This window comes from Pannonibacter indicus (assembly GCF_001418225.1).
Lineage (GTDB): Bacteria > Pseudomonadota > Alphaproteobacteria > Rhizobiales > Stappiaceae > Pannonibacter > Pannonibacter indicus.
Genome location: NZ_LIPT01000010.1, coordinates 116,716 through 126,727, shown reverse-complemented (window position 1 = coordinate 126,727; position 10,012 = coordinate 116,716). Strand labels below are relative to the sequence as shown.

Annotated in this window: 11 protein-coding genes; 5 read left to right on the top strand and 6 right to left on the bottom strand. The window is 63.7% G+C overall.

Annotated elements, in window-relative coordinates; genetic code table 11:
- The first annotated feature begins 634 nt into the window (after nucleotides 1–634).
- Together ASC48_RS14460 and ASC48_RS14455 are read left to right on the top strand one after the other, a co-directional pair.
- Nucleotides 635–916, top strand: a complete 282-nt coding sequence (locus ASC48_RS14460) for an aa3-type cytochrome c oxidase subunit IV (RefSeq protein WP_055456449.1) — start codon at nucleotides 635–637, stop codon at nucleotides 914–916.
- Nucleotides 917–1,012: 96 nt separating this feature from the next.
- Nucleotides 1,013–1,705, top strand: a complete 693-nt coding sequence (locus ASC48_RS14455; RefSeq protein ID WP_341860383.1) for a pseudouridine synthase — start codon at nucleotides 1,013–1,015, stop codon at nucleotides 1,703–1,705.
- Nucleotides 1,706–1,714: 9 nt separating this feature from the next.
- Here the strand turns inward: ASC48_RS14455 and ASC48_RS14450 are convergent, their stop codons facing one another.
- Both ASC48_RS14450 and rpsU read right to left on the bottom strand, forming a co-directional pair.
- Nucleotides 1,715–2,584, bottom strand: coding sequence for a tetratricopeptide repeat protein (locus ASC48_RS14450; protein WP_055456431.1), 870 nt, complete (start codon nucleotides 2,582–2,584; stop codon nucleotides 1,715–1,717).
- 218 nt (nucleotides 2,585–2,802) lie between these two features.
- Nucleotides 2,803–3,027, bottom strand: a complete 225-nt coding sequence (gene rpsU / locus ASC48_RS19375; RefSeq protein WP_040678867.1) for a 30S ribosomal protein S21 — start codon at nucleotides 3,025–3,027, stop codon at nucleotides 2,803–2,805.
- A 395-nt stretch (nucleotides 3,028–3,422) separates the two neighbouring features.
- Between rpsU and ASC48_RS14440 the strand changes: the two genes are divergently transcribed.
- Nucleotides 3,423–4,823: an MATE family efflux transporter gene (locus tag ASC48_RS14440; RefSeq protein ID WP_055456429.1), complete on the top strand. Its 1,401-nt coding sequence runs from the start codon at nucleotides 3,423–3,425 to the stop codon at nucleotides 4,821–4,823.
- 132 nt (nucleotides 4,824–4,955) lie between these two features.
- Here ASC48_RS14440 and ASC48_RS14435 read toward each other — a convergent pair whose 3' ends face one another.
- From ASC48_RS14435 to ASC48_RS14425, 3 genes are all read right to left on the bottom strand, one after another.
- A complete protein-coding gene (locus tag ASC48_RS14435) occupies nucleotides 4,956–6,065 on the bottom strand; it encodes a 5-(carboxyamino)imidazole ribonucleotide synthase (RefSeq protein ID WP_055456428.1) in 1,110 nt (369 codons plus the stop codon).
- A gap of 6 nt (nucleotides 6,066–6,071) precedes the next feature.
- The gene (gene purE, locus ASC48_RS14430) at nucleotides 6,072–6,569 is read right to left on the bottom strand and encodes a 5-(carboxyamino)imidazole ribonucleotide mutase (RefSeq protein WP_055456427.1); all 498 of its coding nucleotides are present in this window, start codon (nucleotides 6,567–6,569) and stop codon (nucleotides 6,072–6,074) included.
- 129 nt (nucleotides 6,570–6,698) lie between these two features.
- A complete protein-coding gene (locus ASC48_RS14425) occupies nucleotides 6,699–6,905 on the bottom strand; it encodes a YdcH family protein (protein ID WP_019965137.1) in 207 nt (68 codons plus the stop codon).
- 377 nt (nucleotides 6,906–7,282) lie between these two features.
- On the opposite strand from ASC48_RS14425, the gene ASC48_RS14420 reads away from it, so the two are divergent.
- Nucleotides 7,283–7,462 (top strand): YdcH family protein, encoded by a 180-nt coding sequence (locus ASC48_RS14420; RefSeq protein WP_026355828.1) that lies wholly within the window; start codon nucleotides 7,283–7,285, stop codon nucleotides 7,460–7,462.
- A gap of 200 nt (nucleotides 7,463–7,662) precedes the next feature.
- On the opposite strand, the gene rpmE is transcribed toward ASC48_RS14420, so the two are convergent.
- Nucleotides 7,663–7,887: a 50S ribosomal protein L31 gene (gene rpmE, locus ASC48_RS14415; protein WP_055456426.1), complete on the bottom strand. Its 225-nt coding sequence runs from the start codon at nucleotides 7,885–7,887 to the stop codon at nucleotides 7,663–7,665.
- Between the two features lie 290 nt (nucleotides 7,888–8,177).
- Between rpmE and ASC48_RS14410 the strand changes: the two genes are divergently transcribed.
- A complete protein-coding gene (locus tag ASC48_RS14410) occupies nucleotides 8,178–9,977 on the top strand; it encodes an ABC transporter transmembrane domain-containing protein (protein WP_055456425.1) in 1,800 nt (599 codons plus the stop codon).
- Nucleotides 9,978–10,012: the final 35 nt, after the last annotated feature.

Sequence of the window (10,012 nt, the reverse complement as noted above, 5' to 3'; positions counted from 1 at the left end):
ATGCCGCCCGCGCTGGCGCCACGACCATCATTGCACTAACAATCAAATTGGACCCGTCCGTGGGGGCCGATCAGATGCGGCCCGCACGCGGATCGAAAACATCCAGCCAGGACTTGGAAACATCGCATCCGATGTAGTGATGAGATATGCTCATGATGCCTGTCCCTGTGGTGCGAGGTCTGTTGTGAGCAGCCTCATGCAACTGTTCAGGTTGATCTGAGAAGGCGGGACGGGGCCAAAGCCGGCTCACGGTCTTCAAGATCAGGGGACCAAAGGCCTCCGTCCCGCAATCACAATGACAGACTTTCGATACACAGGGGACCACTTGCTTGCAGAGAGAGGCCGCCGTCTCCAAAGGTTCGGCAGTTACCTGCACCAACCATTCGAGCAGGAGCCAATCAGCTCCGCTCTGGAAATGAGTGATCCCCGGATCTCCGCTTCGCTGCGTCCGGGGCGACACCTCAGTCTTTCTGGCCGCTCCACTGCGCTTTACCCACAGCGAGTAAAAATGCCATTTCTGCGCAAAGCCTCCCGCCCCTTCAAACTCACATCTTTGCACCTCGGGGCTTGACTGGCGGCGCCGGTCGTGAGAGCGATGCGGGCAGAAAAGGATGACCGGAACCGGGGGAATCTGATGTCCAACTCCACTTCTTCTTCCATGGATTACGCCGAGCACGAGCGGACCTACGAAGGCTTCGTCAACGCCGCGAGGATCGGGACGATCTCAGTCCTGTCCATAGTGGTGACGCTGCTCATGTTCGCCTTTGGCGGCACGGCTGCGCTGGTTCTTGGCTGGATCATGCTGATCGCCAATCTGGTGACCGTCGGCATCGGCTTCGCCCTTGGCGAAAAGGGCTGGATCCCGCCCGCCGCCGTCTTCGTCCTGACGTGCATTCTGGCGATTCTGACCGTCTGAACCAGCTCTTTGGGGATATGGCGGGGCCCGCAGCCGGTGCTGCGAGCTTTGTCATGTCCGGGTGGTGCTATCCGCGGCTTTTTCTTGCAAATGCGCATGCGCCGCGCCATACGCTCTGGCATGGACCAGAGCCAGCCGCTTCCCTTTGATTACACGCCGCCGCAAGGCCCCCTGCAGATCCTGTTTCAGGACCGGGACGTGCTTGTCGTGGTCAAACCGCACGGGCTTCTCAGCGTGACTGGCAAGGGCGAGGGGCGCGATGACAGCCTCGCCACCCGCGTGTCGCGAATGGTGCGCGGGGCGCGGATCGTCCACCGGCTCGATCTCGACACCTCCGGCATCATGGTCATGGGCCTGAACGCGGAATCGCACCGGCAGCTTTCCATGCAGTTCGAGCGGCGCGAGACGGACAAGGCCTATGTGGCGCTGGTCTATGGCCATGTCGAAGGGGAGGCGGGGGAAGTGAACCTGCCGCTCATCGTCGACTGGCCGAACCGGCCGAAGCAGAAGATCTGTTTCGAGGAGGGCCGTCCTTCGGTGACCCAGTGGCGTAATGGCGGCATAGAGGGTGATTTTACCCGCATGCTGCTGACGCCCATCACAGGCCGCTCGCATCAGCTGCGGGTGCATATGCTCAGCCTCGGTCATCCCATCATCGGCGACAGCCTTTATGCGCACGAGGAAGCCCGCAAGGCGTCCCCGCGTCTGGCGCTGCATGCGCAGATGCTGGAGTTCACCCATCCGGTGACGGGCGAACGCATGCGGTTCGAGGCGCCTGCGCCGTTCTGAGAGCCAGGGTTAGCGGGAAGCCTGCTGCTGGGCGCGCTGGGCGCGGCCCAGGCCTTCACGGGCAAGATCGTTGGTGCTGTCGAGGCTGAGGGCACGGTTGTAGCTGCGCACCGCGTCGGTATATTTGCCCTGCATTTCCAGCGCCACCCCGCGCCCGGCCCAGGCCATGGCGGAGTTCTTGTCGAGGTTGACCGCATCGGAGAGATCCGACAGGGCCGCCGCCGGATCGTTGATCTTCAGATAGGAAATGCCGCGCGCGGTATAGGGCTCTTCCGCCTTGGGGTTCAGCACAATGGCGGTCGAGAAGTCCTCGATGGCGAAGGTGTGCTGGCCCTGTGCCTGATAGATCAGGCCACGGTTGTGGAAGGCCCGGGCGTCATAGGAGTTGCGGCGGATCGCCTCGTCAAAGTCGCGCAGGGCCTCATTGTAGCGGCCCATCAGACGGTAGGTGTTGCCGCGGCCGATAAGTGCGGTGTCATAGGCCGGGTTGATGCGCAGCGCCCGGTCATAATCGGCGATGGCATTGGGCATGTTGCCCCGGCGGCGCTCGACAAGCGCACGGTTGGCGAAGGCCTGATAGGAGTTGGGGTCCAGCTTCAGCGCGGTGTTGAAATCTTCCATCGCCTTGTCGAGGCGGCCAGCCTGGCCATAGGCGATGCCGCGCATGTTATAGGCGCTGGCGTCCCGCGGGTTGGACTGGATCACGGCGGTCAGTGAATCGATGTTGGCGCTGGACCCTGCCGCCCGGTCAATGGGCACATTGCTGTAGATGTCCGAGGTCTGGCAGGCCGCCAGCACGAGGCAGAGTGCCGCAGCACCTGTCAGCCGCGCTGCCAGCTTGATACTGGTCCGGGGAAGAATGCCTGCAAAAACGCCCATCCAAATCATCCGTCCTGATACAGAGGCCTCATGGAGGCTTCACCCTGCCGTCTTAAACACGCTTTGACAATGCCAGCCGTGCCGCCCGTTTGCCGTAGCGGTCTCAAGGCTTGCAGGCAACATAAAAAGACCGGCCGGAAATCCAGCCGGTCTTTTCCAAAATGTTGGAGCTGTGCCCTGGAAAGGCGCAGCACGCCTGGCTGGTGTTGCGCCAGCTCTCAGTGCGTGGCGCGGCCGGGCACAAGGCCCTCGCGCTGGGCACGCTTGCGCGCAAGCTTACGGGCGCGGCGCACGGCCTCGGCCTTCTCGCGCGCCTTCTTTACGGAAGGCTTCTCGTAATGGCCGCGAAGCTTCATTTCGCGGAATACGCCTTCACGCTGCAACTTTTTCTTCAGCGCACGAAGCGCCTGATCAACATTATTGTCGCGAACCAGAACCTGCACGCGTCTGACCCTATCGTTCCACATCCCGCCAGAGGCAGGAGTGCTGTAGACATGATGTTTAGAAAGCAAGGCCTGTGGCGCGCCCGGACCTGAAAGGCCCGCCCTCGCAGCCACCACCGCTCACTGGCGCGCGTGTTATCAGAATTTGGCCGCAATGTCCACTCTGCTTGCGCTCTGCGCCTGCGAAAGCGCCAGCCTGGTCCCGAGGCAGCAGAACTGGTTGTGCGGCGGGTGTGCCAGTATTGCGGGTGGACAGGGGCTGCCAAAGGGTCTACCTCTTTCTGCCCATCAAACAGGCATGCCCTCCATGCCGGTGGGAAGTTCCTTCATTGCACCGCCCCCGCATGCCATTGATCTGACGGGAGACGTGCCTGCCGCGCTTTCCGGAGCCTGTCATGCAGACCTCACCCCCGAATGCCCCTCCCGCTCTTCCGGCGAAGAGCCTCTGGCTCAGTGATATCCGCCCGACGCTGGTGCTGGGCCTGCCACTGGCCGGTGCCCAGCTGGCGCAGATGGCTATCAACACCACCGACGTGATCATGGTGGGCTGGCTGGGTGCTGTGGAGCTGGGCGCCGTGGTTCTGGCGCAGAATGTCTACATCCTGTTCTGGATGTTCGGCATGGGCGTCTGCCAGGCCATCGTGCCGCTGGCAGCGGCCGCGCGCGGGCGCAAGGATGCCCGCGCCATGCGCCGCTCCGTGCGCATGGGGCTGTGGATTGTGGCCTGCTACTGCGGGCCGGTGTGGCTGCTCCTGTGGTTCAGCGAGGATATCCTCCTGATCCTGGGGCAGGAACCGCAGATTTCTGCGGCCGCCGGGGCTTATGTCCGGGTGATGCAGTGGTCGCTGTTCCCGGCGCTTGCGGTCATGGCGCTGCGCTCCTTCCTGACGGTCACCGGCCTGACGCAGATGGTGCTCTGGGTGACGGTGCTTTCCGCCTTCCTCAACGGTGGTCTCAACTATCTGCTGATTTTCGGCAATTTCGGCTTCCCAAGGCTGGAGCTGGCGGGGGCGGCCATTGCCTCGGTCCTGACGTCCAGCTTCGGCTTCCTGCTGCTGGCGGTTTATGTCGCGCGGCACCGCCGTCTGCGCCGCTTTGCCATTTTCGGCCGGATCTGGCGGCCGGACTGGCCGGATTTCTTCACGATCATCAAGGTCGGCACACCCATTGGCGCGACCATCGTGGCCGAAGGCCTCCTGTTCTCCGGATCGACACTGATGATGGGATGGCTGGGAACGGTTTCCCTTGCAGCCCATGGCATCGCCCTGCAACTGGCAGCCATCACATTCATGATCCCGCTGGGCATCAGTCAGGCGGGTATGAGCCGCATCGGCATCGCCGCCGGTCAGCGGGACCGGTCCGCGGTTGCCCGGGCCGGCTGGGTCACGCTCGGCCTTGCGCTCGTCTCCATGGGCTGCGCTGCCATCACCTTCTGGACCATTCCGGAGTTTCTGGTCGGCCTGTTCCTCGACAGCGGCCATCCGGATACGCCGCCGGTTCTGGTGCTGGCTGCGGTGTTCCTCGGTGTGGCTGCCATCTTCCAGCTGGCCGATGGGGCGCAGGTGGCGGCAGGCAGCATCCTGCGCGGACTGGGGGACACGATGGTGCCCTTCTTGCTGGCGCTTGCCGGTTACATCGCCGTCGGCATGACCACGGCTTACGTGCTTGCCTTTGTTATCGGGCTGGGCGGTGTGGGCATCTGGTGGGGCCTTGCCGTTGGCCTTGCCTTCACCGCTGTTCTCGCCATCTGGCGCTTCTCCCAGCGCGAGCGGCTGGGGCTGGTGTCCAGAAGCTGATTCAAGCCCGCTTGGCGTGTGAGCCTTTTCAAGGCGTGATGCGTCAGCAGCGCAGGCCTTGGTGCTACGAATTGGAAAAAAGGCCCGGCGGCGCTTCCACCGGGCCTTTTGATTCATGCCTCCAGCAGGATGTCAGCCACCTGCCTTCGGGCGGATGCGGTTGACGTGGCCCATCTTGCGCCCCTGCCGGATTTCGGCCTTGCCATAGAGATGCAGCCTTGCGCCTGGCTCGGCGAGCACAGCGGCCCAGCCTTCGGCATCGGCGCCGATCAGGTTTTCCATCACCACATCGCTGTGCCGCGCCGGATTGCCCAGCGGCCAGCCTGCAACGGCGCGCATGTGCTGCTCGAACTGGGAAACGAGGCAGGCGTCCTGCGTCCAGTGTCCGGAGTTGTGCACGCGCGGGGCAATCTCATTGACCAGCAGGTCCTCGTCCGCACCGGAGCCGGTGACGAACATCTCCACACCCGTTACACCTACGTAGCCGAGACTGCCGACCACGCGCCGGGCGATCTCCCGCGCCTTGTCCGCCGTGACCGGTGTGACGCCGGCCGGAACGGTGGAGGTCTTGAGGATGTGGTGCTCGTGGTGGTTCTCGGTGATGTCGTAGCAGGCGATGTCGCCATTGATGCCGCGTGCGGCCACGACAGAGACTTCACGTGTGAAGGGGATGAGCTGTTCCAGCACCAGATCCTTGCCGCCAAGTTTCGCCAGCGCATCGGCTGCGGTGGCGCGGTCGCGGATCATCGCCTGGCCCTTGCCGTCATAGCCGAAGCGGCGGGTCTTCAGGACGCCCTGGCCGCCGAAGCGGTCGAGCGCAGCGTTCAGATCCGCAAGGCTGTCAATGGCGGCATAGCCGGCGAGGGCAATACCTGCGCCGGAGAGAAAGTCCTTCTCGCTCAGCCGGTCCTGCGACACGGCAAGGGCTCGCGGGCCGGGGCGGACGGGCACGAAGGAAGCAAGATGCGCCGCCGCCGGGCCGGGCACATTCTCGAACTCGTAGGTCACCACATCGACACTGCGGGCAAAGGCCTCCAGCGCGGCAAGGTCCTCATAGGCCGCCTGTGTGTGCGTGGCCGCGACCTCGAAGGCGGGGCTTCCGGCTTCCGGGCAATAGATATGGCTCTTCAGGCCAAGGCTGGCACCGGCAAGCGCCAGCATGCGGCCCAGCTGGCCGCCACCGAGAATGCCGATGGTGCTGCCGGGCTTGAGGATACGGCCATCATCAGGAAACTGGCTCATCCGGGGTCAGGCCTCGTCTCTCGGGAAATCGGCAACGGAAGCCGTCTGCTCGGCGCGGTAGCCGTCGAGCCGGCCGGCGAGCCCGTCATCGGTGAGGGCAAGGACGGAAGCGGCGAGCAGGGCGGCGTTGACGGCACCGGCGCGGCCGATGGCCAGCGTGCCGACGGGAATGCCGGCCGGCATCTGCACGATGGACAGGAGGCTGTCCTCGCCTTTCAGGGTGCGCGATTCGATCGGCACGCCGAACACCGGCAGCGGCGTAAGTGCGGCGGTCATGCCGGGCAGATGGGCAGCCCCGCCGGCGCCTGCGATGATCACCTTGACCCCGTTTCCGCGTGCGGCCTTGGCGAAGTCGAACATGCGCTCGGGTGTGCGGTGGGCGGAGACGATGCGGGCCTCATAGGCGACCCCCAGACGGTCAAGCGTATCTGCGGCGTGTTTCATGGTCGGCCAGTCGGACTGGCTGCCCATGATGATTGCGACCGGTGCGGCCCCTTTTGCCATGCTGTCTCCTTATGCCAAGTCTGTGAGATGCTGGCGCATCAAGCCTTGAGAAGGCGCGGATTATAGGCACGGCAAGGCGTGGCGCAAGGCCGCAAGGGCCTGCAATCCGGCATTTTCAGCGGCTGAGGATCAGGCAATGATATCCGGGAAAAGCTGGTCTTCCAGAATGGCGATCCGGTCACGGATCATCAGTTTCTTCTTTTTCAGGCGCTGCAGCTGCAGGGCATCTGCGCTGCCGGTGCCGGCAAGGGCCTGAATGGCGGTATCAAGGTCACGGTGCTCCTGGCGCAGCTGCGCCAGCTCAACTCGCACGGCCTGTTCATTAGCTTCCGGCATCGCTCTCCCCAGACACAATACACGCCGGGCTCAAGTGCTCTGATCCTGGCACAAGTGCTCCCCGGCCCGTCGCGCCTTGCAACTCCAATCGCGGCGGAGAAACCGTACACCGCTGCCAGCGTTTCTGCGAGCCAAATTTGCGAGGGCTTCCCCCAACACATTGTGGACGTGGATAAATTCCGGTTTCATGGTGCGTTGCGGCAGAATAGAATGCCTCTATTGTTCGTGCAGTTTTAATTCTTACGTAAGTGTAGTTTTTATTTTGCGCCGCACTATGCGCCAGATGCAGGGCGGGTCCCATGAAATGCATTCGACAAGCCGGCAAAATGTGTGGCAACATCTGTCTGTCTGAGCCAACAGGACAAGGAGCACTATCCATGTCAATGCAGTCGCATCTTGCAGAACTGGAGCGCCGCCACGCAGCCCTCGACGAAGAGATCGAAACGGCCCTGCGGCACCCGAGCGTCGACACGCTCGAACTGGCCGAGATGAAGCGCAAGAAGCTCAAGCTCAAGGAAGAGATCTTTAAAATCCAGTCGAAAGCCACGATGCACTGAGGTCTGGCCTGACCTGAAGCAACTGTGACATGACAGGAAGCATAAGCTGGCGGGGCTTCCGCCAGCTGCCAAGCGGGGCCGAAGCGCCAACCGGCTGAAGCGGAGCCCGCAGACTACACGAAAATCAGAAAACACGAAAAACCCCCGGCCATTCAGGTCCGGGGGTTTTTTGATGCTTGCAAGATCTGCGGTGCCGGGGCTCAGGAGCCCAGGAAGCCTGCGAACTTGTTCTTGAAGCGCGAGACGCGGCCGCCACGGTCCATGATCTGACGGTCGCCACCGGTCCAGGCCGGGTGGGAGCTCGGATCGATGTCCAGCGACAGGGTGTCGCCTTCCTTGCCGTAGGTCGAACGGGTCATGTATTCCGTGCCATCGGTCATCACGACCTTGATGGCGTGGTAATCGGGATGGATGTTCGCTTTCATCGCCGGTCCTTTCCAGCACCTGCCCACACACCCGTGAGGGCGTTCCGGCGAGATGCAAGTCCTGAAATTTGAGCCAGCGAACGTCTTTCGCACGCATGACCCTTGAAACATGAGGCGCTGCTATATCTCAAGACGGCTGGCAAGACAAGGGCAGGCAAACGCTTGCAGGCGCCTTTTTCCGCTTGGAATTGCCGCTGCCATGGGCCAAGTGATGGCAGGACAGGTTGACAGAGCTGACGGGCAGGCAAATGAGCGGGCGGTTTGACGGCGCAAGAGACGCAAATACGGCAATGCAGAGCGCTGAATACGAGGTTGAAACGCGCCGCCGCTCCCTGCGGCCGCTGGCGCAGCTTCTCCCCTATGTGCTGCGTTACCGCTGGATGGTTGCCGGGGCGATGGCAGCGCTGTTTGCGGCGGCCTCCGTCACGCTGGTTCTGCCCGTGGCCGTGCGGCGGATGATCGACAACGGCTTCACCGCAGGCGATCCGGCGCTGGTCAATTCCTACTTCCTGATGCTGATCGGCGTTGCGGCGGCCCTCGCGCTTGCCAGTTCCTGCCGGTATTTCCTCGTCATGTGGATCGGCGAGCGCATCGTTGCCGATGTGCGGGCGGATGTCTTCGCCCATCTGACGGCGCTCAGCCCGGTCTTCTATGACAGCGCACGCTCCGGCGAGATCCTGTCGCGGCTGACGGCGGACACCACCCAGATCAAGTCCGCCTTCGGTGCCAGTGCCTCCATCGCCATGCGCAATCTGGTGATGTTCATCGGCGCCGTGTCGCTGATGGTCTTCACCAGCCCGCGCCTGTCCGTCATCGTTCTGGCTGCCATTCCGGTGATCGTGCTGCCTCTGATCGGTTTCGGGCGCTCTGTGCGCAAGCGCTCCCGCCGGGCGCAGGACACGCTGGCCGGCGCGTCCGCCTATGCCTCGGAGATGCTTGGCGCCATCCGGGCGCTGCAGGCCTTCACCAGCGAGAGCGTTGCGGCAGGCAAGTTCCGCAAGGCGGTGGAAGAGGCGTTTGGCGCAGCGCGCAGCGCCATGGGCGCAAGGGCGGTTCTCACCGGCTTTGCCATCTTCATCATCGCTTCCAGCGTGGTGGCGGTCTTGTGGATTGGTGCAGGGGACGTGTTCGAGGGCCGGATGACCGGCGGAGAACTTGGCCAGTTCCTGCTTTATTCGATCCTGGCAGCTGGAGCGCTGGGTGAGCTCTCCCAGGTCTGGGGCGAGATTTCGCAGGCCGCAGGTGCTGCGGAGCGGCTTGGCGAGATCCTGCGCATCGAGCCGGTGATCAAGGCGCCCGCCCATCCCAAGCCCCTGCCAAGCCCGGCGCGCGGCGAAGTGAGCTTCGAGGGCGTCAGCTTCGCCTATGGCCACACCGGCGGCGGGCCTGTGCTGCGGGAGGTGAGCCTTGACGTGAAGGCGGGCGAAACGGTCGCCATCGTCGGGCCATCGGGCGCTGGCAAGTCCACGCTCTTCCACCTGTTGATGCGCTTCTATGACCCGGTGGCCGGCCGCGTGTGTCTGGATGGCGTTGACCTGCGCGATGTCAGCCCGCAGGCCCTGCGCTCCCGCATCGCGCTGGTGCCGCAGGACACAGTGGTGTTTGGCACGACGGCGGCGGAAAACATCGCCTATGGCCGCCCGGGTGCCTCGCTGGAGGAAATCCATGCGGCCGCCCGCGCCGCCCGTGCCCATGACTTCATCTCCGCCATGCCGCAGGGCTATGACACGGTGATCGGCGAGCGCGGCGTGACGCTCTCCGGCGGTCAGCGCCAGCGCATTGCCATCGCCCGTGCCATCCTCAAGGACGCGCCTGTGCTGCTGCTGGACGAGGCGACAAGCGCGCTGGATGCGGAAAGCGAGGTGCAGGTGCAGAAGGCGCTGGAGCAACTGATGCAGGGCCGCACCACGCTGGTCATCGCCCACCGCCTTGCCACCGTGTTGAAAGCGGACCGGATCATCGTCATGGAAGAGGGGCGCATCGTCGAGATGGGCCGGCATGCGGATCTCGTCGCCGAAGGCGGCCTCTATGCCCGCCTCGCCCGCCTTCAGTTCGGCGCCAGCCGCGAGAATGCGCTGGCCGGTGCCTGAAAAAGCTGCGGCGGCGCGTTCAGGGAACGGCCGCC